Annotated in this window: 20 protein-coding genes; 15 read left to right on the top strand and 5 right to left on the bottom strand. The window is 64.0% G+C overall.

From position 1 onward, the window contains the following. Positions 1 to 228 precede the first annotated feature (228 nt). Positions 229 to 1,575, top strand: coding sequence for an MFS transporter (locus ACFOKJ_RS05615; RefSeq protein ID WP_390277330.1), 1,347 nt, complete (start codon positions 229 to 231; stop codon positions 1,573 to 1,575). Positions 1,576 to 1,623: 48 nt separating this feature from the next. On the opposite strand, the gene ACFOKJ_RS05620 is transcribed toward ACFOKJ_RS05615, so the two are convergent. Continuing rightward, complete coding sequence (locus tag ACFOKJ_RS05620) at positions 1,624 to 3,198, bottom strand: methyl-accepting chemotaxis protein (protein ID WP_390277331.1); 1,575 nt, start codon at positions 3,196 to 3,198, stop codon at positions 1,624 to 1,626. Between the two features lie 211 nt (positions 3,199 to 3,409). On the opposite strand from ACFOKJ_RS05620, the gene ACFOKJ_RS05625 reads away from it, so the two are divergent. Next, entirely contained in the window at positions 3,410 to 4,405 is a 996-nt protein-coding gene (locus tag ACFOKJ_RS05625; RefSeq protein WP_390277333.1) for a 2-hydroxyacid dehydrogenase, read from the top strand. Positions 4,406 to 4,428: 23 nt separating this feature from the next. On the opposite strand, the gene yaaA is transcribed toward ACFOKJ_RS05625, so the two are convergent. Next, the gene (yaaA, locus tag ACFOKJ_RS05630) at positions 4,429 to 5,220 is read right to left on the bottom strand and encodes a peroxide stress protein YaaA (RefSeq protein WP_390277335.1); all 792 of its coding nucleotides are present in this window, start codon (positions 5,218 to 5,220) and stop codon (positions 4,429 to 4,431) included. Between the two features lie 66 nt (positions 5,221 to 5,286). On the opposite strand from yaaA, the gene dtd reads away from it, so the two are divergent. After that, positions 5,287 to 5,739, top strand: coding sequence for a D-aminoacyl-tRNA deacylase (dtd, locus tag ACFOKJ_RS05635; protein WP_390277338.1), 453 nt, complete (start codon positions 5,287 to 5,289; stop codon positions 5,737 to 5,739). A 73-nt stretch (positions 5,740 to 5,812) separates the two neighbouring features. Here dtd and ACFOKJ_RS05640 read toward each other — a convergent pair whose 3' ends face one another. Together ACFOKJ_RS05640 and gloB are read right to left on the bottom strand one after the other, a co-directional pair. Then, entirely contained in the window at positions 5,813 to 7,792 is a 1,980-nt protein-coding gene (locus ACFOKJ_RS05640) for a LysM peptidoglycan-binding domain-containing protein (RefSeq protein WP_390277341.1), read from the bottom strand. Between the two features lie 142 nt (positions 7,793 to 7,934). Continuing rightward, the gene (gene gloB / locus ACFOKJ_RS05645; RefSeq protein WP_390277343.1) at positions 7,935 to 8,708 is read right to left on the bottom strand and encodes a hydroxyacylglutathione hydrolase; all 774 of its coding nucleotides are present in this window, start codon (positions 8,706 to 8,708) and stop codon (positions 7,935 to 7,937) included. A gap of 16 nt (positions 8,709 to 8,724) precedes the next feature. On the opposite strand from gloB, the gene ACFOKJ_RS05650 reads away from it, so the two are divergent. The 11 genes from ACFOKJ_RS05650 (at position 8,725) to ACFOKJ_RS05700 (ending at position 20,882) form a co-directional block, all read left to right on the top strand. Next, complete coding sequence (locus ACFOKJ_RS05650; protein ID WP_390277345.1) at positions 8,725 to 9,468, top strand: class I SAM-dependent methyltransferase; 744 nt, start codon at positions 8,725 to 8,727, stop codon at positions 9,466 to 9,468. Continuing rightward, a complete protein-coding gene (rnhA, locus tag ACFOKJ_RS05655) occupies positions 9,461 to 9,904 on the top strand; it encodes a ribonuclease HI (RefSeq protein ID WP_390277347.1) in 444 nt (147 codons plus the stop codon). Before ACFOKJ_RS05650 ends, rnhA begins: the two co-directional genes overlap by 8 nt. Before the next feature lie 22 nt (positions 9,905 to 9,926). Then, positions 9,927 to 10,655: a DNA polymerase III subunit epsilon gene (gene dnaQ / locus ACFOKJ_RS05660; RefSeq protein ID WP_390277349.1), complete on the top strand. Its 729-nt coding sequence runs from the start codon at positions 9,927 to 9,929 to the stop codon at positions 10,653 to 10,655. A gap of 11 nt (positions 10,656 to 10,666) precedes the next feature. Continuing rightward, positions 10,667 to 11,347, top strand: coding sequence for a 2-C-methyl-D-erythritol 4-phosphate cytidylyltransferase (ispD, locus tag ACFOKJ_RS05665; protein WP_390277351.1), 681 nt, complete (start codon positions 10,667 to 10,669; stop codon positions 11,345 to 11,347). Between the two features lie 120 nt (positions 11,348 to 11,467). After that, positions 11,468 to 11,956, top strand: coding sequence for a 2-C-methyl-D-erythritol 2,4-cyclodiphosphate synthase (gene ispF, locus ACFOKJ_RS05670; protein ID WP_390277353.1), 489 nt, complete (start codon positions 11,468 to 11,470; stop codon positions 11,954 to 11,956). 65 nt (positions 11,957 to 12,021) lie between these two features. Then, entirely contained in the window at positions 12,022 to 12,684 is a 663-nt protein-coding gene (gene rpiA, locus ACFOKJ_RS05675; protein WP_390277355.1) for a ribose-5-phosphate isomerase RpiA, read from the top strand. Positions 12,685 to 12,799: 115 nt separating this feature from the next. After that, the gene (phoU, locus tag ACFOKJ_RS05680) at positions 12,800 to 13,513 is read left to right on the top strand and encodes a phosphate signaling complex protein PhoU (protein WP_390277357.1); all 714 of its coding nucleotides are present in this window, start codon (positions 12,800 to 12,802) and stop codon (positions 13,511 to 13,513) included. A gap of 115 nt (positions 13,514 to 13,628) precedes the next feature. Then, positions 13,629 to 15,122 (top strand): exopolyphosphatase, encoded by a 1,494-nt coding sequence (gene ppx, locus ACFOKJ_RS05685; protein WP_390277359.1) that lies wholly within the window; start codon positions 13,629 to 13,631, stop codon positions 15,120 to 15,122. A 73-nt stretch (positions 15,123 to 15,195) separates the two neighbouring features. Then, positions 15,196 to 16,263 carry a magnesium/cobalt transporter CorA gene (gene corA / locus ACFOKJ_RS05690; RefSeq protein WP_390277361.1) on the top strand — a complete coding sequence of 356 codons (1,068 nt, stop codon included), beginning with the start codon at positions 15,196 to 15,198 and terminating at the stop codon, positions 16,261 to 16,263. A gap of 245 nt (positions 16,264 to 16,508) precedes the next feature. Then, positions 16,509 to 18,437, top strand: coding sequence for a PAS domain S-box protein (locus ACFOKJ_RS05695; protein ID WP_390277363.1), 1,929 nt, complete (start codon positions 16,509 to 16,511; stop codon positions 18,435 to 18,437). Between the two features lie 87 nt (positions 18,438 to 18,524). Next, positions 18,525 to 20,882: a heavy metal translocating P-type ATPase gene (locus tag ACFOKJ_RS05700; RefSeq protein ID WP_390277364.1), complete on the top strand. Its 2,358-nt coding sequence runs from the start codon at positions 18,525 to 18,527 to the stop codon at positions 20,880 to 20,882. 70 nt (positions 20,883 to 20,952) lie between these two features. Here ACFOKJ_RS05700 and ACFOKJ_RS05705 read toward each other — a convergent pair whose 3' ends face one another. After that, positions 20,953 to 22,530 (bottom strand): YdgA family protein, encoded by a 1,578-nt coding sequence (locus ACFOKJ_RS05705; RefSeq protein WP_390277366.1) that lies wholly within the window; start codon positions 22,528 to 22,530, stop codon positions 20,953 to 20,955. Between the two features lie 169 nt (positions 22,531 to 22,699). On the opposite strand from ACFOKJ_RS05705, the gene ACFOKJ_RS05710 reads away from it, so the two are divergent. Continuing rightward, complete coding sequence (locus ACFOKJ_RS05710; protein WP_390277368.1) at positions 22,700 to 23,881, top strand: DesA family fatty acid desaturase; 1,182 nt, start codon at positions 22,700 to 22,702, stop codon at positions 23,879 to 23,881.

Below are 23,881 nucleotides of genomic sequence, written 5' to 3' on the forward strand. Positions count from 1 at the left end.
AGCGCCAGTACCACTGGCTGCATGATTGCCAAAGCCCATGCGCATTGCGCATGGGCTTTGTTGTTGGCGCCGTTTGCTTTCCGCGCTGTCGCCGGCCATGCCGCGCGCGGGCCGCGACAAATGTTTAAGTTTAAATCATATAAGTATTTATTAATTTTGGGTAAATTTTGCTCTCCCCAGCAGGAGCCTGCTGCGGGCCACACACCGAACAACCGGAGGAGAGCAGCTATGAACCCAAGCATGCAGGCTAGCGCCAAGTTGGCGCCGGCACGACCCGAACAGGTCGATGCCATCCCAGCGGCGGTAACGCGCCGCGTGATCGCCATCTGCCTGTTCGTGATCCTGGCAGAGGGCTACGACGTGGCAATTTATGGCGTGGTACTGCCGGCGATGATTGAGGGGAAGATCTGGGGGCTGTCGCCATTACAGCTGGGGGTCATCGGCAGCTATGCACTGTTCGGCATGCTGCTGGGCGCCATGCTGGTGGGTACGGTAAGCGACATCGTTGGCCGCAAGAAAACCCTGCTCAGCTGTCTGGCGCTGTTTTCCATCACCATGGCCATGGCCGCGATGGCGGATTCCGCTGCGGAGTTTGGCCTCTACCGTTTCATCGGCGGCCTGGGCCTTGGGGGCATCATTCCTACCGCCTCGGCGCTTACCATCGAGTACTCACCGCTGCGCCGGCGCTCGTTCAACTACGCGGTAATGTTTTCCGGCTATGCGCTGGGCGGTGTGCTGGTGGCGCTGCTATCGCTGTGGGTACTGCCAGAGAGTGGTTGGCGAGCGCTGTTCATGATTGGCGCGCTGCCACTGGTGGCGGTACCGCTGATCGCTATCTGGTTGCCGGAATCCATCGACTTCTTGCGCAACAAGCAGCGGCACCAGCAAGCCGATGCGCTGGCTGCCAGCCTGGGAATCCCGGTGACGCCAGCTGCTCCGCAGGCAGCAAATGGGGCAAGCAAAAGTGCGCCGCGCGGCGTGTTTGCTGCGGTGGGGCTGCTGTTCCAGCGTGACAATCTGCGTGCCACGCTGCTGTTCTGGCTCGCCTTCTTCATGGGCCTGCTGCTGATCTATGGGCTCAATACCTGGCTGCCGCAGCTGATGCGCAAGTCCGGTTACCCGCTGGGCTCCAGCCTGGCGCTGATGCTGTCGCTCAACCTGACTGCCGTGGTTGGAGCCTTGATTGCCGGCGCTGCGGCAGACCGCTGGGGCTCGCGTCGGGTGATCGTGGTGTCCTACCTGCTGGCCGCTGCGAGCGTGGCCCTGCTCAGCCTGCGCCCGGACGTGGTGTGGACTTACGCGCTGGTGGGGGTGGCCGGGTTTGGTTCCATTTCCACTACCCTGATCATGAATGCCTATATCTCTCGCTACTTCCCGGCTGCCGCACGTGGCACCGCGCTGGGCTGGGCACTGGGGTTTGGCCGGCTTGGCGCCATCAGCGGGCCGATTGTCGGTGGCTGGCTGCTGCAAAGCGGTATCAGCCTGAGCTGGTGTTTTTATGTCTTTGCGCTGGCCGGTCTGTTGGCGGCGGTGGCGGTGTTCTTCATTCCGCCACGTGATGAGTTGCACACCTGATGCAGCGCTTGCCGGCAGCCAGCGCCTGGCCTGCCGGCAATGCAGTGGCTAGGCAACTTCGAAATGCCCGGCCAGTTGCGACAGGTTGCAGGCCTGCTGCGCCAGCTGGCGTATGGTCTGGTTGGCCTGGTCGATATCGCGGTGGGTCGCTTCGATCTGCGAGGCGATGTGCGACACCCGTTCGGCCAGGTTACTGGCGCTGGCTGACTGCTGGGCATTGGCGCTGGCAATCTCCTGCATCATGTCGTTGACGTTGCCTACCTCGCCGTGTACTCCCGCCAGCTGCTGACTGGTGCGTTGCTGTGTTGCCACGCCATCGCGGGTCTGGCTGGTAATGCTGGCAATCGCTCCCACCGTGCTGTCCGCCGCGCCGCGTACACTGCTGATCAGGCCATTGATTTCATCGGTACTCAGGCTGGTGCGCTCGGCCAGCTTGCGCACCTCGTCCGCCACCACCGCAAAGCCGCGGCCCTGCTCGCCGGCACGGGCGGCCTCGATGGCGGCATTCAGTGCCAGCAGATTGGTCTGGTCGGCAATGTCGTGAATGGTCTGGGTGACGCGGATGATGTTGTCGATGGCTCCGGACAGCTCGGCGATGATGTCCTGGGTGCTGGCCACCGCGCCAGCCGCCTGGCTGCCACGCTGGCAGGCTTCCTCCATTTCATGGGCGCTGTGCTGTAGCTGCTGCTGCGAGCGCAGGCTCAGTTCCGCAGTCTGCGCTGCGCTCTGCGATACCTGTTCGATGGCGGCCGACAGCTCTTCCACCGAGCTGCTCATCTGCAGCATGCTGTCGTTGGCCGCCTGCATGCGCCGGTAAATGTCGGAGATGGCATGCTGCATGCTGGCGGTGTCGGCGGCCAGCGTGCGGGCAGTCAGCTGCACATCGTCCAGCGTCACTTTCAGATGCACCTGCATGTAGGCCAGCGCAACTTCCAGCTGGCCGAGCTCACCGGCGGTATCGATATCCAGCGCATTGGTCAGCCTGCCTTCGGCAATATTGAAACAGGCATCCAGCAGCCGATGCTGTGCCTGCTGCCGTTGCCGCTCCAGCCACCACCAGCCGCCGCTGGCCAGCAAGGCCGTGGCTGCCAGCAAGCTGCCGCCAGCGCCGCCCAGCAGCAGGGCGGCGCCGCATGTCAGAGTGGTCATGATTGCGGCGTAAGCGGGCTGAAAGTGTGCCAGCAGCCTGCCGCGTGCTGCCGGCTTGCGTAGCGGGGCACCTTGCAGCAATGCTGGATATTGTGCTTCCGCTGCCGTTATCGCCTCGCGCCTGGCTGGGCTGCGCACCGACATGTAGCCGCAGATAGCCCCCTGCTGTTTGATGGGCACCACGAAGGCATCCACCCAGTAGTGGTTGCCGTTCTTGCAGCGGTTTTTTACCAGCCCGCGCCAGCACTGCCCGGCCTTGACCGTGCGCCACAAATCCTCGAACAGCACCGGCGGCATGTCCGGGTGGCGGACAATATTGTGGTTCTGGCCCAGCAGCTCGTCGCGGCTGAAGCCGGACAAGGCGACAAAGGCATCATTGGCGTAGCTGATGGAGCCTTTCAGGTCGGTACGGGTAACGATGATGCCCGAGGTGAACGGCGTTTCCACGCCAGTAACCGGCAGATTTTTTTTCATGGTCCAAGCTGGCAGACAGTGACAGCAGGGGATCATAGCCAGCGGCGGCCGGGCTGGCCTCACATCCGTTTGATCAAAATCAACTGGCGTTGATTCGTTATGAAATTGTTATAAATGGCACGATATAAACGCTTGATTCATCAGCTGCCAGCCTGAGTCGGTTGGCTTAAGCTGTTGCGTTTGCGGTACGCATGGCAGGAGGAAACTTCAGATGCGCATTATTGTTTTCGATACAAAACACTACGACAGACAGGCGCTGGATGCGGCCAACCTGGTGGCCGGGCATCAGCTGCATTATGTCGAGCCTCGACTGAATGCCGCCACGGTGGAGCTGGCCGCCGGTTTTGAAGCGGTATGCCCGTTCGTCAACGACCGGCTGGATGCCGAGGTGGTGGTCAGGTTGGCCGCATTGGGCGTGCGGCTGGTGTTGCTGCGCTGCGCCGGCTACAACGGCGTGGATCTGGCTGCCTGTGCGCAGCATGGCATCCGCGTGGCGCGGGTGCCGGCCTACTCGCCACACGCGGTGGCGGAGCATGCCTTTGCCCTGTTGCTGGCGGTGAACCGCCGCATCCACAAGGCCTATGTGCGGGTACGCGAGATCGATTTTTCGCTGGATGGCCTGGTGGGCTTCGATCTGCACGGCAAGACCTTTGGCGTGATCGGCACCGGGCGCATCGGAGAGGCCGCCATCAGCATCGCCCGCGGCTTTGGCATGCGGGTGCTGGCCAGCGATGTGCAGCCTGACGCCGCGCTGGCGGCGCGTCTGGGTTTCTGTTTTGTACCGCAGCAGCAACTGCTGGCCGAGGCGGACGTGGTGAGCCTACACCTGCCGCTGCTGCCGCAGACCCGGCACCTGATTGACGCGGCAGCGCTACGGCAGATGAAGCCGGGCAGCGTGCTGATCAATACCAGCCGCGGCGGGCTGGTGGATACCGCGGCGCTGATCGAGGCGCTGAAATCCGGCCACCTGGGCGGGGTGGGGCTGGACGTGTACGAGATGGAGGAAGGCGTGTTCTTCCAGAACCTGTCCGATACCGGCCTGCAGGACGACCAGCTGGCGCGGCTGCTGACTTTCCCCAATGCACTGGTCACCTCGCATCAGGGCTTTCTGACTGCCGAGGCGCTGCACAATATCGCCAGCACCACGCTGGGCAACGCCACCGCCTTTGCCTGCGGGGCGCCATTGCCGAACGAAGTGAAGTGCTAGCCTGCCTGGGCGCTGGCTGGCGCTCAGGCTAGGGCTTGCTGCACAGCCGGATCGCGGCGGAACACCCAGTTGTTTTCGTCCGAGGCGTCCGGCGCAAAGGCATAGCCTTCGTAGTTGAAGTCCAGCAGTGCCTGCGCATCGCTGATGCGGTGCTTTACCGCCCAGCGTGCCATCAGCCCGCGTGCGCGCTTGGCGTAGAAGCTGATGATCTTGTACTGGCCGTTTTTCAGGTCCTGGAATACCGGGGTGATCAGCCTTGCCTGCAGCTGCTTTGGCTTGACCGACTTGAAGTATTCATCCGAGGCCAGGTTCACCAGTTGTGGAAATTCGTGCTGCGCCAGCAGGCGGTTCAACTCGTCGGTGAGCAGGCTGCCCCAGAACTGGTACAGGTTGCTGCCGCGCGGGTTTGCCAGGCGGGTACCCATTTCCAGCCGGTAGGGCTGCATCAGGTCCAGTGGGCGCAGCAGGCCGTACAGGCCTGACAGGATGCGCAGGTGTTGCTGCAGCCAGTCCAGTTCGCTGTCGTCCAGGCTGCTTGCGGCCAAGCCCTCGTAGACATCACCCATGAAGGCCAGCGCCGCCTGCTTGGCATTGGTCGGAGTGAAGTCTGGCGTCCAGTCGTGGTAGCGGCCAACGTTGAGCTCGGACAGCGCCGGGCTGATGTCCATCAGCCTGCCCAGCTCGCCTGGGCTGATCTGGCGCAGCACCTCGATCAACTCGGCGCTGTGGGCCAGGAAATCCGGCTGCGTATAGCGCGCGGTATGAGCGGGGGTCTCGTAGTCCAGGGTCTTGGCTGGCGAAACGACCATCAGCATGGCAAATCCTTGTCCGGGTGGTGGGCCGCCATTTTAGAATGTCGCGTCCAATGAGGGGAGTAGCAAATGCGAGTTCTGGTACAGCGGGTCAGACAGGCGTCGGTAACCGTGGCGCAGCAGGTGGTGGGCAGCATTGATGCTGGTCTGCTGCTGCTGGTGGGGGTGGAAGACAGCGATACGGCCGAGGATATTGGCTGGCTGGTGCGCAAGGTCAGCCAGCTGCGCATTTTTAATGATGACGCAGGCGTGATGAACCGCTCGGTGCTGGAGGTTGGTGGCGATGTGCTGGCGGTAAGCCAGTTCACGCTGTTTGCCAGTACCAAGAAAGGCAACCGACCTGGTTATAGCCGCGCCGCGCGGCCGGAGGTATCGCAGCCGCTGTTCGACAGCTTTGTTGGCGAGCTGCAGGCGGTGTTGGGCAAGCCGGTGCCTACCGGTGTGTTTGGTGCCGACATGCAGGTAGCCCTGGTGAATGATGGCCCGGTAACCATCTGGCTGGACAGCAAGGCGCCGGAGTAAGCGCCGCTGTCTGCGCTGCAGAAACAACAAAGCCGCAGCAGTCGCTGCGGCTTTGTTGATGCGGGATGGTGGTTTACAGGCCTTCCTGCTGGACTCGCACTTTTTGTCCCGGTTGCAGGCGGGACAGTTGCTCCGGGTCGTTCCAGCGCAGGATGTCGGTATGCGACACGCTGAACTTGCGCGCGATGCTGAACACGGTATCGCCGCGCTGTACCACGTAGTCGGTAGGTACCGCGCCACTGGCCGGCTGGCGCACGGTATAGCTGACCTGACGCAGCGGGCTGGCAGTGCTGGCCACCGCCAGCAGCGGCTGCGGGCTGCCCAGAATCTTCAGCGTCTGTCCCAGCTTGATGCTGTTGTCACCCAGGCCATTCAACTGCTTCAGGTCGTCCACGGTCATGCCGTAACGGCGCGAGATATTGAACAGCGTATCACCCGCTGCCACGGTATGCAGGCTGGCGCTGGCGGTTACGATGCGATCCGGCGTGCTCAGTGGCTGTGGCGCGGCCGGCTTGCTGTCGGCGCGGGCGCTGTTCTGGATTGGCTTCGGCTCGGGTGCCAGCTGGGCGGCAGGCTGAACGGCCGGCTGAATCGGGGGCTTGCTGACAAGCTGGGCGGTTTGTACCGGTAATGGCACCGGGTCAGCCTTGGCTTGCAGGTTGGCCACCAGTACCGGGGCAGGCTGAGGTGCCGCTGCCACGGTTGACGATGCTGGCGGCTGTGCCGTTGGCAGGCTGCTGGCCGTTGTCACGGCGACGGGGCTGGCAACGGGCTGGCGTACTATCGAGGTTGCAGGTGGGGCAGTCACTGGCGCGGCGACCGGTGCCGGCACGCTCGTGTTGGCCGCGAACGCAACCAGCGTGGTGGTTTCGCTGGCCGGAGCGGCAATATCGGTGGCATCCAGCTGGGCGTCGTTGCTGCTGCCACGCATCGCCACCAGTACCGGGCGGCCTGCTGGCAGCACGCTGCCGCGGATATTGTTGGCTGCTACCAGCTCGTGCGGGTTCATGTCGAACTGGCTGGCCAGGGTGGCGGGATTGGTATCGCTATCCGGCACATGCACCTGCCAGGTCAGCAGCGGTTTGTCCCATTTGGCCAGATTGGTTTCGAACTTGTGCAGTTTGGTCGCCGGCAGCAGCATCTGGCGGCCATTCTTGTGGGCGTATACCGGCAGGTTGAAGCCCGGGTTCAGTTCCTTGAACTCGCTCACCGGCATCTCGGCCAGGCGGGCGGCAACGTCGATATTCATGTGGCGGCCGGTGGACACGGCAACGAAGGACGGCTTGTTCGGCAGCGGAGCCAGGCGCAGGCCGAATTTTTCCGGTTCCTGCAGCAGGTTGCGCACCGCCAGCAGCTTGGGCACGTAGTTGCGTGTTTCCTTCGGCATCTGGATGTTTTCGTAGCTTTCCACCTCGCCACGAGCGCGTACCTTGGCAATGGCGCGCGACAGATTGCCTTCGCCCCAGTTGTAGGCTGCCAGCGCCAGTCGCCAGTCGCCAAACATGGTGTACAGGTTCTGCAGGTAATCGAGTGCGGCGCGGGTGGATTCCAGCACATCGCGGCGTCCGTCGTACCACCAGGTCTGCTCCAGGCCGTACTGGCGGCCAGTGGCCGGCATGAACTGCCACAGACCGGAGGCGCCTACCGGCGAATTGGCGGTGGCCACGAAAGCACTTTCCACCACCGGCAACAGGGCGATTTCCGTCGGCATGCCGCGGCGTTCGACTTCATTGGTGATGTGGAACAGGTACTTGCGGCTGCGATCCATGACGCGGCGGAAGTAGTCGGCCTTGCTGCTGAAGGCGCGTTCATGCTGGCGAACCAGTTCCGGATTCACTTCCGCCATCTGGAAGCCTTCGCGTACGCGCTGCCAGACATTGTCGCCATTGCGCAGCAGGCTGCTGTTCAGCAGCATCATGTCCAGGCCGGCAGACAGGCCGTCATCGACACTACGCTGGGCAGGTAGCTGGCTGGCATTTTCCGTGGCCGCGTGGGCCGGTGCCAGGGCAAAAGCCAGGGAAACCGACAAGGCGAGCGGGGTAAGCTTTTTCATGAATCTGAGCCTGTATTCCGTATCGGGCGATGCTAACACGTGATGCCGGGCATTCAAACGTGAAAGTGCTGTTTCGGCAGGTTTTTCTGCGTTTTAGACGATATCCATGTGTGCAGCCAAGCCGTGTGGGGAATGCGGTAATTTATGCAGACCGAAAGTGATTTTTCCATTCACGGAGTGTGGCAAAAATGGCCTCGCTGTCGGCAAGGTCATGGCCGGCCTGGCGTGCCGCGGTTGCGGCCACCTCCTGGCTGGCCGCCCGCAGGAAAGGGTTGCTGGCTTTTTCCCGGCCGATGCTGGTGGGCAGGGTTGGCCGCAGCGCTGCCCGCGTCGTCTGATCCTGCTGCCAGCGGGCCTGCAGCGCGGCATTGCCTGGCTCCACCTCCAGTGCGAACTGCAGGTTGGACAGCGTGTACTCGTGCGCCGGGTAGCACAGGGTATCGTCCGGCAGGGCCGCCAGTCGCTGCAGCGAGGCATGCAGCTGGCTGATGGTGCCATCGAATATCCGACCGCAGCCGGCGCCGAACAGCGTATCGCCGCAAAACAGGTGCCGGCCCCACAGATAGGCCAGGTGATTGGCGGTATGGCCAGGCACTGCCAGCACCTGGGCCTGCTGGCCGAACGCGGCGACCTCGCTGCCTTCCATTACCGGCTGATTGATGTGTTCCACACCGGGCGGGCCGTAGATTTGCAGCTGCGGCCAACGTGCCAGCAGCGCCGGCAGGCCGCCGATATGGTCGGCGTGGTGGTGGGTGATCCACACGGCATCAAGTTGCAGAGCCTCGCTATCGATAAATGCGAGCAAGGGCGTGGCATCGCCCGGGTCGACAGCAACGGCGCGGGTGGCATCGTGCAAAACCCAGATATAATTGTCGGCAAAGGCGCTAACCGGTGTGAGGCGAATGGTGTCTGCCATGGGGTACCCCGAAACAATGGAAGCATTTGCTGACTGGCTGGCCAGCTCCGAACTGGGACAATACCTGCTGTGCCGCGAGCAGGCGTTTTTTGATCGCGCCGTGGCGGATGCCTTTGGCTTTCGCGCGGTGCAGCTGGGGCTGACCGAGTACGACTTCCTGGCCTGCAACCGCATACCATGGCACGGCTATGCCGGGCCGGAAGCCAGTGCCGACGTGGTGTGCGATGCCGCTTTCCTGCCGTTCGACAGCCGCAGCCTGGATCTGCTGGTGCTGCCGCACGCGCTGGATTTTACCAGCCAGCCGCACCAGGTGCTGCGCGAGGCGGAGCGGGTGCTGATGCCGGAAGGACGGCTGGTGCTTACCGGCTTCAATCCGCTGTCGCTGTGGGGTAGCTGCCGCTTGCTGCGCGGCCGTCGCGATGCGCCGTGGGGCGGCAATTTCTTCGCCCCTACCCGTATTCGCGACTGGATGACGCTGCTGCAATTGGAGCCCACCGCCACCGCCTTCATGGCATACTCGCCGCCTTTCTCGCGCGGGGACTGGCTGTCGCGCTGGCAATTCATGGACAACCTTGGCGAGCGCGGCTGGTCGCTGCTGGCCGGGGTATATGGCATCGAGGCGGTCAAGCGCCAGCGCGGCATGCGTCTGATCATGCCTGCCTGGAAGCCGGTGAAGGCCGGCAGCGGCCTGGCCGTGGCCGGCGGTAACGAGCGCCACCCCGTCAAACAATCAGTGCAGGACGAAATATCACATGGCTGACGACAGCATCGTCGAGATTTATCCGGATGGCGCCTGCAAGGGCAATCCCGGCCCCGGCGGCTGGGGCGTGCTGCTGCGCTACAAGGGCCAGGAGAAGGAAATGTTCGGTGGCGAGCCCAATACCACCAACAACCGCATGGAGCTCACCGCGGTGATCCGCGGGCTGGAGACCCTGAAGCGGCCATGCCGTATCGTGGTGCATACCGACTCGCAGTACGTGCAGAAGGGCATCAGCGAGTGGATTCACGGCTGGAAGAAGCGCGGCTGGGTCACCAGCAACAAGGAGCCGGTAAAGAATGCCGACCTGTGGCAGCAGCTGGATGAGCTGCGCAACCGCCACCAGGTGGATTGGCGCTGGGTGAAGGGCCATGCCGGGCACGAATTCAACGAACGTGCCGACCAGCTCGCCAATGCCGGCGTCGCCAGCCTGCGCTGACGCGGCCAACCTGTAGACCACTATGCGCCAGATCATTCTCGATACCGAAACCACCGGCCTGGACCCGAACCAGGGCCACCGCATTATCGAATTCGCCGGCCTGGAAATGGTGAACCGCAAGCTCACCGGCCGCTACCTGCACCTGTACATGCACCCGGAGCGCGACATCGATCCGGACGCCGAGCGCGTGCATGGCATCTCGCTGGACTTCCTGGCCGACAAGCCCAAGTTCCGCGACGTGGCAGCCGAGCTGTGCGACTTCATCGCCGATGCCGAGCTGATCATCCACAACGCGCCGTTTGACGTCGGCTTCATGAATGCCGAGTTCAACCGTCTGGGCCTGCCGCTGGTGGAGAAGCAGTGCGCGCAGGTCACCGACACGCTGGCGATGGCGCGCGACGCCTTTCCCGGCAAGCGCAACAGCCTGGACGCGCTGTGTGACCGCTTCGAGATCGACCGCAGCAACCGTACCTTCCACGGCGCGCTGATCGACTGCGAGCTGCTGTCCGAGGTCTACCTGTGGATGACCCGCGGCCAGGACAGCCTGATGATGGACATCGGCTATGGCGAAGGCGGCGAGGGCGGTGGTGCGCAGGGCTTCAAGTTCGAGCGCAAGCCGCTGACCGTGCTGGCGCCAAGCGCGGACGAGTTGGCCGCACACCAGGAATACCTGGATTCGCTGGACAAGAGCGTCAAGGGCAGCTGCCTGTGGCGCAGCATCGAAAACCCGCCCAGCGAACAACCGGCGTGAAGGCAGGCAATATGGCCCGATGCATTGCGCTGGTGCCGGCCGCCGGTCACGGCAGCCGTTTCGGTTCGGCCACCCCCAAGCAGTACCTGGATATCAATGGCCAGCCCTTGCTGGCCCATACCCTGGCGGTGCTGGCGGCCAACCCCGACATCGACCAGGTGGCGGTAGTGATTTCGCCCGGCGACGAATGGTTCGACAGTTTCGACTGGCCGCAGCCCAAGCTGACGGTGCTGCGCGTAGGCGGTGCCAGCCGTGCCGAGAGTGTGGCCAACGGCCTGGCAGCGCTGGCGCCGGCGGCCGATGACTGGGTGCTGGTGCATGACGCGGCGCGCTGCTGTCTGTCGCCGCAGGCGCTGGCGCGGCTGATCGCCGAGATTGGCGACGACGCCGTGGGCGGTATCCTGGCGCAGCCGGTAGCCGATACCGTGAAGCAGGGCGATGCTGCCGCGCGCATAAGTGCTACCGTGCCGCGCGACGGCCTGTGGCTGGCGCAGACGCCGCAGATGTTCCGCGCCGGGCTGCTGGCCTGTGCGCTGGCCGATGCGGCCAACCCGGCGATTACCGATGAAGCCTCCGCCATCGAACTGCTGGGCCACGCACCGCGGCTGGTGGTGGGCGAGGCGCAGAATTTCAAGGTGACCTGGCCGGGAGACCTGGCTCTGGCAGCGGCGATACTCGCCGCACGTAATTAGTTTTTTGCCACGAACCCCACGAAAGGCACGAAATTAGGGCAAGCCGGTAACAGCGATGTGGCTGGTGCTTGTTTCGTGTTGTTTCGTGGTTTTCGTGGCTGAAATGAACGAGGTTTTTCTATGACACCGTTTCGTATCGGCCAGGGCTATGACGTGCACCGCCTGGTGGAAGGCCGGCCGCTGATTCTGGGTGGGGTGACCATCCCGCATGACAAGGGTCTGCTCGGGCACTCCGATGCCGACGCCCTGCTGCACGCCATTACCGATGCCGTGCTCGGCGCCGCCGCGCTGGGCGATATCGGCCGTCATTTCCCGGATACCGATCCCACCTTCAAGGGCGCCGACAGCGGCGTGCTGCTGCAGGAAGCGATGCGCCGGGTGCGCGCCGCCGGCTGGCAGCTGCTGAACGTGGACAGCACCATCATTGCGCAGCAACCCAAGCTGGCGCCGCATATCGATGCCATTCGCGCGCGCATCGCCGCGCTGCTGGACATCGACGTGAGCTGTGTCAACGTGAAGGGCAAGACCAACGAGAAGCTGGGCTACCTCGGCCGTGCCGAGGCGATAGAGACCCAGGCGGTGTGCCTGCTGGTGCCTATTGCCGGTTAGGCAAGGTCGCAACGTTGGCCGCATCAAGATATTTCATAAAACACCTGAAAACCGCGGAGTGACTCATGGATCAGAACCAGCTGAAACAGCAGGTGGCGCAAGCCGCCATCAAGTTTGTACCGGACGACTGCATCGTCGGCGTGGGTACCGGCAGCACCGTCAACTTCTTCATCGACGAACTGGCCAAGATCAAGGGCCGCATCAAGGGCGCGGTGTCCAGCTCCGAGGCCAGCAGCAAGCGGCTGAAAGAGATCGGCATACCGGTGCTGGACCTGAACAGCGTCGGCCCGGACGAGGTGCCGGTGTACGTGGATGGCGCCGACGAGGTGAACCATCACCTGCACATGATCAAGGGCGGCGGCGCGGCGCTGACGCGCGAGAAGATCGTGGCTGCGGTGGCGCAGCAGTTCATCTGCATTGCCGATGCCAGCAAGTACGTGGCAGTGATGGGCAAGTTCCCGCTGCCGGTGGAGGTGATTCCGATGGCACGCAGCCACGTGGCGCGCGAGCTGGTGAAGCTGGGCGGCCACCCGGAATGGCGCATGGGTGTCACCACCGACAACGGCAACATCATCCTGGATGTGCATGGCCTGCAGATTGCCGAGCCGGTGAAGCTGGAGCAGCAGATCAACCAGATCGTGGGCGTGGTGACCAATGGCCTGTTCGCCGCGCGTCGCGCCGATGTGCTGTTGCTGGGCACGCCGGACGGGGTGAAAGAATACCGCTGAGCGCATGCTGGCAGGGCCGCGGCGCCAGGCGGCCTGCTGCATGAGCTGCAATCTTTCTGTCACATAACTGCGCTAGGCTACGCCGCTACGTCAAAATTCCGACCCGAGGTCTGACATGCCTGAACATCTTTCCAAACAGTATGACCTGGAGCTTGAAACCATCCGCACCCGCGTGCTGCAGATGGGCGGGCTGGTTGAGCAGCAGATCCGTGCCGCGCTGGATGCCATGCAGGAAGGCGATGTGGCACGCCTGGAGCGGGTGATTGCCGACGATACCAAGGTCAATGCGCTGGAAGTGCAGATCGATGACGACTGCCAGCACATCATCGTGCGCCGCCAGCCGGCCGCCAGCGACCTGCGCATGGTGATGACGGTGATCAAGACCATTACCGATCTGGAACGTATCGGCGACGAGGCGCAGAAGATCGCCCGTGTTGGCCGCGCACTGTGCCACAACCAGCGCAGCCCGGCGCCGCGCGTGCGCGAGGTGGCCAAGATGGCGGAAACCGCCATCGCCATGCTGCATCGCGCGCTGGATGCCTTTGCCCGCCTGGACCCGACCGCCGCGGTGGAACTGGCCGAGGAAGACCTGCTGCTGGACCAGGACTACGCCTCGGAAATGCGCGCGCAGATCACCTTCATGATGGAAGACCCGCGCACCATCAGCACCTCCATCGATACCCTGTTCCTGTGCAAGGCCATCGAGCGCATCGGCGACCATGCCAAGAACATCTCGGAATACGTGGTGTACCTGGTGAAGGGCAAGGACATCCGCCATACCTCGCTGGAAGAAAAGAAGCGCGAGTCGCTGGGCGATAGCCAGCTGTAAGGTCGGCTTGCTGCAGGTCATGCCGGCAAGTAAATCATTTTGTCGGCAGCCGGAACGGCGGTAACATTGTTGCCGCCGTTTTTTATTGAACCTTTCTCCGACAAGGGGTGAGCATTTGAGTACCGTCACGCCCCCGTTTGACGTGCTGGCTACCGTGGACATGGGGTCGAACAGCTTCCGGCTGCAGATCTCCCGTGTGGTGGATGACCAGCTGTATACCCTGGATTCCCTCAAGGAAACCGTGCGCCTTGGCGGTGGCCTGCAGGCCGACAAGACCCTGGACGATGAAACCCTGGCGCGTGCGCTGGGCTGCATGGCGCGCTTTGGCGAACGCCTGCGCGGGCTGGACCCGAAGCAGGTGCGCGTGGTGGGTACCAATACCCTGCGCGTGGCCAGGAATGCTGCTGCCTTCATTACCGAAGCCGAGCGTCTGCTGGGCTTTCCGATCGAAATCATTGCCGGCCGGGAAGAGGCGCGCCTGATCTACCTGGGCGCCGCGCATACCCTGCCGGCCACCAAGGAGCGCCGGCTGGTGGTGGATATCGGTGGCGGCTCCACCGAATTCATCATCGGCAGCCAGTACAAGGCGCATGTCACCGAGAGCCTGCCGCTGGGCTGCGTTACCTTCAGCAAGCGCTTCTTCCTGGACGGCAAGATCAGCAAGGCCGGTTTCCGTGATGCCGAGTTGGCCGCGCGCAACGAGATCCAGCGCATCGTGCACCAGTATCCGGCCAGCGAATGGCAGCTGGCGGTGGGCACCTCCGGTACCGCGCGCTCGCTGCGCGACATCATGGAGATCAACGACTGGTTCGGTGGCGAGATCACGCTGGATGGCATGCGCCGCCTGCGCGAGGCGCTGATCCGCGCCGGCAATATCAAGGACATCGCCATCAACGGCCTGAAGGCGGACCGCGCGCCGGTACTGCCGGGCGGGCTGGCGATCATGATCGCGGTATTCGAATCGCTGAGCATCGAGCGCATGATCGTGACCGACGGCGCGCTGCGCGACGGCGTGCTGTACGACCTGCTTGGCCGGCAGCGGGAGAAGGACATGCGCGACTCCACCATCACCCAGTTCAAGCGCCGCTATCATGTGGATACCGCGCAGGCACAGCGCGTTACCCAGCTGGCGGAGCAACTGTACCGGATGGTGGCAGCAGACCCGCTGGACGAAGACATGCTCAAGCGGGTGATCTGGGCGGCGCGGGTGCACGAGATCGGCCTGTCCATCGCGCACACCGCCTACCACAAGCACTCGGCCTACATCCTGAGCAATGCCGACATGCCGGGCTTCTCGCGCCGTGAGCAGACCCAGCTGGCTACCATCGTGCTGGGGCACCGTGGCGACATGGGCAAGATGCTGAAGGAAGTCAGCGACGAGGCCTTGTGGCCGGCAGTGCTGGCGCTGCGCCTGGCCGCGCTGTTCTGTCGCAGCCGCAATGCGGTGGAAGTGGGCGCCATTCACGGCCTGCGCCGCACCATGAACGGCTATGCGCTGACGGTGGGCAAGGACTGGCTTGCGGCCAACCCGCTGACCACTGCCGCGTTCAAGCAGGAAATCAGCCAGTGGCGCGACATCGGCGTGGCACTGGAGTTGCGCGGCGACTAGGCACGCAGGGCGCCTTGTTGCCATCCCGGCCGTGTGCAGTGAATGCCACGGCCGTTTTTCTGTCTGGAGTGTTATGCGCCATCCGCACCTGAAACAGCGTTTCCCCAGCCTGGGCGAGCCGCCGGGCAGCCTGCTGCCGGAAGGTAACCCGCCGCCGGCGCTAAGCCGTATCTCGCTGATTGAATACGATGCCGCGCAATGCCGCGAGACGGTGTTCGATTCACTGCAGCAGGGGCTGGAATACCAGCCGCAGCTGCCGATGCTGTGGCTGAACGTATACGGGCTGACCGACCCGGCGCTGCTGCAGGCCATCGGCCAGCGTTTCAGGCTGCACCCGCTGGTGCTGGAGGATATCCTCAACAGCCGGCAGCGCCCCAAGCTGGACGATTACGGCGACTACCTGTTCATTGCCACCCGCGTCTACCGCTACCAGGGCGACAACCAGTATCTGCGGCCGGACCAGGTGTACCTGGTGATAGGCAGCAACTTCGTGCTGAGTTTCCAGAGCCAGCCGCTGGGGGTATTCGGCATGCTGCGCGAGCGTCTGGTGCAGGGGCGTGGCCAGCTGCGGCAGCTGGGGGCGGACTACCTGGCCTACAGCATGCTGGATGCCATCATCGACGATTACTTCGGCGTGATCGACGACTTCAATGCCCGGGTCGAGCAGCTGGACAAGCTGGTGCTGGCCAGCCGCGACCGCTTCGTGCTGGCGCGCATCCAGCGCCTGAAGCAGGACGCCATGCGTCTGCGCCGCTCGCTGGTGCCGCTGCGCGAAGTGCTGAACGTGCTGACGCGTGGCGAGCATGCGCAATTCCAGCACGGCACCATGCTGTATCTGCGCGATGCCTTCGATCACACCCTGCACCTGATCGAATCGCTGGAAAGCGCACGCGAAGTGATATCCGGCCTGCTGGAGCTGTACATGTCGGCGCAGTCCAACCGGCTGAACGTACAGATGCGGGTGCTGACGGTGATCACTATCATCTTCATGCCGTTGACGCTGATCGCCGGTATCTACGGGATGAACTTCGACAATATGCCAGAGTTGCACTGGCACTATGGCTATTACGCCATCATCGGCCTGATGCTGCTGATCGCCGTGGTGCTGGGCCTGTTGTTCTGGCGTCGGCGCTGGCTGTAGGGAGTAGCTGCCGGCAAGCCGGCCGCATCAGGCTGCTGACAAACTACCCATTTATGCATTGCCGGACCCGGCAAAGCCGGGCCGCTCCAGCTAAGCGCTTGAATCGGCAGCCTTCCTGTTTACAAAACAAAGCCCTTTTGCGGGGCAAAAGGACTTTGGCAACACTCTGAGCGGCCGGCAAGCCGGCCGCATGCTGCCTAAGCTGAATCTTCGTATCTTGCCACGCCTGCTCCGGGAGCCCATCCATGCCGCAAGCCGCCTTGTCGCCGTTTGAAAGCGAACGCCTTACCCTGCTCAAGGCGCTGCATCTGCTGGATACGCCGCCGGAGCCGGCTTTCGACCGCATCACCCGCCTGGCCTGCCAGCTGCTGCAGGTGCCGATTGCGCTGGTGTCGCTGGTGGACGAGCGGCGGCAGTGGTTCAAGTCGCGCGTCGGGCTGGAAGCGTGCGAGACGCCGCGCGAGTATGCCTTCTGCGCCCATGCCATCCTGCAGACCGAGCCGCTGGTGGTGAACGATGCCAGGCGCGACCCGCGCTTTGTCGATAATCCACTGGTTACCAGCGCGCCCGGCATCCGCTTCTACGCCGGGGTGCAGCTGCGCTCCCGCCAGGGTTACCCGCTGGGAACCCTGTGCATCATCGATAACAAGACGCGCGAATTGAGCGCCACCGAGCTGGCGCTGCTGCAGGACCTGGCCGGCATCGTCAATGAGCAGCTGCTGCAGCGCGAACGCAGCCAGCTGGCGCAGCAGCAGATCAGCAATGCCCAGCAGTTGATGCAGGCGCGCGAGCAGCGCTTTCAGCTGATCTTCGAGCGCGCCGGTGACGGTATTGCGCTGGTGGGGCCAGAAGGCAGCTGGCTCAGCGTCAACGACGCCTTGTGCCAGATCACCGGCTACCCGCAGCAAGAGCTGCTGGCGCTGCATTTTTCCGATCTCGGCTATCCGGGAGATGCCGCCATCGGCGAGGCCGAACGCCAGGCGATGGCCCGTGGCGAACTGGATCGCTACCAGCTGGAAAAACGCTACCTGCGCAAGGATGGCAGCCTGTGCTGGGTCAGTATCACCGTCACCAGGCAGGACGACGGCCTGGACGGGCAGCCGTACCTGATCGTGATCGTCAAGGATATCCAGGCACGCAAGCAGGCCGAGCAGGAGTTGGCCGCACTGCAGCAGGCGCTGGAGCAGCGGGTGGAAGAGCGCACCGCCCAGTTGCAGCAAGCCAACAACCAGCTCACCGCCGCCATGGTGCGCCAGCAGCAGATCGAACAGCAGTTGCGCAAGCGCGAGGCCGAGCTGTCGGCGGTGCTGGAGCATGCCAGCGATGCCTATATCTGCATCGATGAACACGGCACGGTGATCGCCTGGAACCGCCAGGCCAGCGAAACCCTGGGCTGGAGCCCGGCAGAGGCGATTGGTCGCCAGCTGGATGAGCTGATCATTCCCGAGGCGCAGCGCGCCGCCCATCGTGCCGGCATGTTGCGCTACCAGCAAAGCGGCGAGGCGGTGGTGCTCGGGCGCCGCCTTGAACTGGCCGCCCTGACCAGGACGGGAGCCATGTTGCCGGTGGAGCTCAGCATTCGCGCCTTGCAGCTGGACGACCAGCTGATCTTCAGTGCCTTTCTGCACGATATTTCCGAGCGCAAGCAGGCCGAGGCGCGGCGGGAATACGAGGCGCGGCATGATGCACTGACCAGCCTGCCCAACCGGCGCGCCTTCTTCGAACAGCTGCAGCTGGCACAGCAGCGGGTACAGCAGCAGGCGCAGCCGCTGGCCTTGCTGTTTATCGACCTGGATGGCTTCAAGGAAGTGAACGATCAATACGGCCACGATGCCGGCGACACCGTGTTGCGGGTAATGGCGCAGCGCCTGCGCGATGTGGCCGGCGCGGACAGCCTGATCGCCCGGCTGGGCGGCGACGAAATGATTGTCCTGCTGCAGCGGCCGGGGTTGGCCGAGGCCGAGGTGCAGGCACTGGCGGAACAGGTTCGCGATGCGGTAGCGCTGCCGGTACCGCTGGATGAAGACGGCAAGGTGGGGATGGTCAGCGCCAGTATCGGCGTGGCCATGCAGCAGCCGGGCGAGCAATTCAGCCCCGACCAGCTGGTAGCCAGTGCCGACCGGGCCATGTATGGCGCCAAGCGCAGCGGCAAGGCACGGGTGCGCTGGAGCTGAGCGTGCCAGGGTGGCCGTGTTGCTGATCTGGCTTTATACCCTGTAGGGGTATATCATGGGCTCATGATCCGTGTGCCGAGGGGCATCATGAGCCAGCAAACCGTCAACCTGCCCGTACAGGGCATGACCTGCGCCGCCTGCGCGCAGCGTATCGAAAAAGTGTTGAATCGCCTGCCCGGTGTCAGCGCCAGTGTCAGCTTCGCCAGCGAATCCGCCCGCATCGAATTCGACCCCGCCCAGCAGGACGTGGCTGCGCTGCGCGGCGCCATCGGCAAGGCCGGCTTCAGCGTGCCGCAGGCCAGCCTGCAGCTGGCAGTAGCCGGCATGACCTGCGTGGCCTGCGCGCAGCGCATCGAGAAAGTGCTCAACCGCTTGCCCGGCGCTGCGGCCAACGTCAACTTCGCCACCGAAACCGCCAGCATCAGTTTCCCCGCCGGCATCCTGCAGACCGATGACGTCATCGCCGCCATCCGCCGTGCCGGCTACGACGCCACGCTACAAAGCGACGACAGTGCCGAACGGGCGGCGCGCGAGCAGCGCCACTACCAGCGCGAACTGGCCTGGTTCGGCCTGTCGCTACTGTTGACACTGCCGTTTGCCGGCGAAATGTGGATGATGGCCAGCGGCAGCGGTCACCACGGCTGGCTGCCGCGCATGTGGCAGCTGGCGCTGGCCACCCCGGTGCAGTTGCTCGTCGGCTGGCGCTTCTACCGCGGCGCCTGGCTGGCACTGCGCGGCGGCGCGGCCAATATGGACGTGCTGGTAGCGTTGGGCACCAGCATGGCCTGGCTGTGGTCGCTATGGGTCACCATGGCCGGGCGGCATGATCAGTACGTTTACTTTGAAGCCAGCGCGGTGATCATCACCCTGGTGTTGCTGGGCAAGCTGCTGGAAGCGCGTGCCAAGCGCCGTACTGCCGGCGCCATCGAAGGCTTGCTGGCCCTGTCGCCCAAGACGGCGCGGGTGGAGCGCGATGGCCAGCTGCTGGAGTTGCCCATCGCTCAGTTGCAGTCCGGCGACCTGGTGGTGGTACGCCACGGCGAGCGGCTGGCGGTGGACGGCGAAGTGGAAGCCGGCCAGGCGGTGCTGGACGAAAGCCTGCTCACCGGCGAGAGCCTGCCGGTGGAGCGCGGCGTGGGCGACCGCGTCTACGCCGGCACCCAGAACAGCGGCGGCATGCTCAAGGTGCGCGCGCTTGGCGTGGGCAGCCACACCCAGCTGGCCGCCATCGTGCGCGCGGTGGCTGAGGCGCAGGGTAGCAAGGCGCCGATCCAGGCGCTGGCCGACCGCATCGCCGCCATCTTCGTGCCGGCGGTGCTGTCCATCGCGCTGCTGACCTTCCTGCTTAGCGGCTGGCTGCTGGCCGACTGGCCACAGGCCATCATCCACGCGGTGGCGGTGCTGGTGATTGCCTGCCCGTGCGCGCTGGGCCTGGCCACCCCCACCGCGGTAATGGTGGGCATGGGCAATGGCGCACGGCGCGGCGTGCTGTTCCGCAACGCCACCGCCCTGCAGCATGCCTCCGAGCTGGACCTGCTGGTGGTGGACAAGACCGGCACGCTGACGGTGGGCAAGCCGCAGCTTACCGACATCGTGCCGCTGACTAGCGGGGACGAAGCGCAATGGCTGGCCTGGGCCGCCGCGCTGGAGCAGGGTGCCGAGCACCCGCTGGCGCAGGCGATACTGGCGGCGGCGGGTGCCCGCCAGCTGCCACTGGCCAGCGTGGAGGGCTTTGTCGCCACCATCGGCAAGGGAGTGGAAGCCAGCCTGCCCGGGGTTGGCCGCTTGCGACTTGGCACGCCGGACTGGGTGCTGGGCGAGGTGCCGGCGGCGGCGCAGCCGCTGTACGCCAGCGGCAAGACCGTGCTGGCGCTGGCGCGCGATGGCCAAGGGCAGGCATTGTTTGCCCTCGCTGACCAGTTGCGGCCAACCTCGCCGCAGGCAGTGCAGGCGCTGGCCGCGCTGGGGGTGAAGGTGGCAATGCTCACCGGCGACAAGCCGGAAACTGCCGCCGCCATTGCCGCCCAGGCCGGCATCGTGGAGGTGCACGCCGGGCAGAGCCCGCAGGACAAGGCGGCACTGGTGCGGCAGTGGCAAGCACAGGGCCTGCGCGTGGCCATGGTGGGTGACGGCATCAACGACGCGCCGGCACTGGCGGCGGCCAACGTCAGCTTCGCCATGGGCGCCGGCGCCGATGTGGCAATCGAGGCGGCGGACGTTACCTTGATGCACGGCGACCTGCTGCACCTGGCCGACGCCATCCGCCTGTCGCGTGCCACCATGGGCAAGATCCGCCAGAACCTGTTCTTCGCCTTTGTCTACAACGTGCTGGGCATTCCGCTGGCGGCGCTGGGCCTGCTCAACCCGGTGATTGCCGGCGCGGCCATGGCGGCCAGCTCGGTATCTGTGGTGAGCAACTCGCTGTTGCTGCGCCGCTGGCGCTGATGCGGCCAACGCAGCCAAAGCAAAACGCCGTTCACTGTGCTGGTGAACGGCGTTTTGGGTTGCCTGCTGCTTACTGGGCGGCGGAGGCGTCTGGCGCCGGCTCTTCCACTTCCTGCCACGGCAGCTTGACTGCTTGCTTGTTGACCCGCAGCTCGCCGGCGGTAAAGCGCAGCGAGGTGGACAGCTGCCCGCCTTGGCGCTTGATCAGCTGCTGATGCTCCCATTCCGACAGCTGTGCCAGCAGCAGGCTTTGCGCCAGGCTGTCCACTTCGGCCATGTCCGGCTGGTCTTCGGCGCTGGCATCCACGGTGAACAGGTTGCGCGCCTGGGCAATTACCAGGTTCTGCAGTGTCTGCTCCGGCAGCTCGATGCTGGCCTGGGCGGTAAAGCGCTTCAGGAAGGCGATCGGGTCTTTCAGGTCGGCATCCTGCAGGCCATTCAGCGCCAGGCTGCCATTGGCCTTCACTTCGCCGCTGGGCAGGCGCAGGTAGAAGGTGTTCAGCTGCAGCTTGGGATCATTCTTCAGCAGCGGCAGACCCTGCTGCATGATGGTGTCGATATAGCGCTTGCGCAGCTCGGCCGGGTCCTTGCCTTCGAACGGTAGCTTGGACAGTGCCTGGTCCAGTTTCACCAGCGTGGGGCCGTGCAGATGGCTGGCGGATACGTCCAGCTTCAGCGGGCCGTAGATGCTGTCGTTGTAAGCGAAGCGGTCAAAGTTGAACTTGCCGCGGGTGTTGACGTACTCGTCCTGCTCGCTGGTAACGATCTGGTAGCCCAGCTTGTTCAGCTCCACCTGCGACGGGCGGAACTCGCCGGACGGGTTGATGAATTCGCCCACGCGCACCCGGCTCACCAGGTAGATCAGCTCGTTGAGCTTGATGCTGTAGGGGATGGCCTCGTTCCAGTTGAGCTTGATGTTGTCCACCGTCAGCTCGCTGGTGCCCAGTTTCACGCCGGTGGCGCCCGGGCGCACATCCGACAGGTACTTGATGCCGTTGAAGGCAAAGCGCCCCTTGGGGCCGGCCTGCAGCATGAAGCCGGGGGTGGTGGATTCCACCTGGTATTCGTGGAAGCCTTGCTGGTAGTCCACCTTCAGCGCGAAGCCCTGCCAGGTCATGCGTACCCCGGCCAGGGTTTCTTCATAGTCGAACTTGGGTACCGATACTTCCAGCTCGCCGCCGCCGGTCAGGCCCAGGCGGTTGATCACGGTAATCGGCTCGGCATCGCCAAAGAAGCGCTGCAGCGTCTTGCGCGTGCTGTCGCTCATCTCGAATTCGGTACGCACGATGGCGCGTGCCGGGCGCAGGTCGAAATCGAACAGGCCGGGCAGCAGGCCGTGCTTGACCTTGTGGTGGTAGCGCAGGGTGCCGGTGAACAGCGGGCGCAGGTTTTCCGGCAGCAGGCCGAGGTAGGGGCCGACTAGCTGCTTGTTCAGTTCCAGTTCGGTGGTTTCTTCCGAGGAGAACCAGCCGCGCGCGTAGCTGTGCGACTTGATGGTGAACACCGGCGACTGTGCAATCATGCGGTGTTGCTCGGCCAGGGTTTCCTCGGCCTTGCCGCCTGCCCAGTAGGCAAAGCCGCTGTATAGCGCAAAGGTAGCGAATAGGGCGCCACCGCCCAGTAGGAGACGATGCTTGGAGACGTTCACGGTCCGGCCTGGAAAGACAAATGAAGCGGCATCTTACCTTACCTGGCCGGGCTTATGAACTTGTGCACGCCCGCGATGGTCGCAAGTGACTGAAATCGGGTTGGTTTTTGCCGGATTATTAAGTGTAAAATGCACAATCGTGTGTAAACCTTGAGGTTTGACTATCAATATGGAATGGCTTAATGGTCTGATCGACCTGCCGTGGTGGGGCTACATCGTGGTGGCGCTGGTGCTGACTCACATCACCATTGCTTCCGTCACCATTTTCCTGCATCGCCACCAGGCGCACCGCGCACTGGATCTGCATCCGCTGCCCAGCCACTTCTTCCGTTTCTGGCTGTGGCTGACCACCGGCATGGTGACCAAGGAATGGGCGGCCATCCACCGCAAGCATCACGCCCGCTGCGAAACCGCCGATGATCCGCACAGCCCGCAAGTGCTGGGTATCCGCAAGGTGCTGTGGGAAGGTGCCGAGCTGTATCGCGCAGCCTGCAAGGATCGCAGCATCATGGACAAGTTTGGCCACGGCACGCCGGATGACTGGCTGGAGCGCAATGTCTACACCGCGCACAGCGGCAAGGGCATCCTGCTGATGCTGGCCATCGACGTGCTGCTGTTCGGCGCCGCCGGCCTTTCGGTATGGGCGGTGCAGATGATGTGGATTCCGTTCTTTGCCGCCGGCGTGATCAACGGTATTGGTCACTTCTGGGGCTATCGCAACTTCGAGAACGAAGACGCGGCTACCAATGTGCTGCCGTGGGGCATCCTGATCGGTGGCGAAGAGCTGCACAACAACCATCACACCTTCGGCACCTCGGCCAAGCTGTCCTACAAGTGGTACGAGTTCGATATCGGCTGGATGTATATCCGCAGCCTGGAAATCGTCGGCCTGGCCAAGGTGCGCAAGGTTGCGCCCAAGCTGGTGCAGGGCGTGTCGCGCGGCCAGATGGATCTGGAGCACCTGCAGGCCATCATCGCCAACCGCTATGCGGTGGCGTCGCGCTATGCCCGCGAGCTGAAGGCGGTGTACCGGGATGAAGTCGCGAAGCTGCACCTGCCGGAGCTGGGCAATACCGATCTGGCGCGCAAGATGAAGATCTGGCTGAAGCAGGACGCCAAGGACACGCCTGCTAGCGAGCGCGAGCAGCTGGCGGCGGTGCTGGCCAACAGCCAGGTGCTGACCACCGTGTACACCATGCGGCAGGAGCTTACCCGCTTGTGGGAGCGTTCCTCGCGTACCCGTGACGAGTTGCTGGCCGATCTGCAGGACTGGTGCAATCGCGCCGAGGCCAGCGGTATCGAGGCGCTGCAGCGCTTTGCCCGCAGCCTGCGCTCGGCCGCTGTTGCCTGA

This window comes from Vogesella amnigena (assembly GCF_042648905.1).
Classification (GTDB): Bacteria; Pseudomonadota; Gammaproteobacteria; order Burkholderiales; family Chromobacteriaceae; genus Vogesella; species Vogesella amnigena.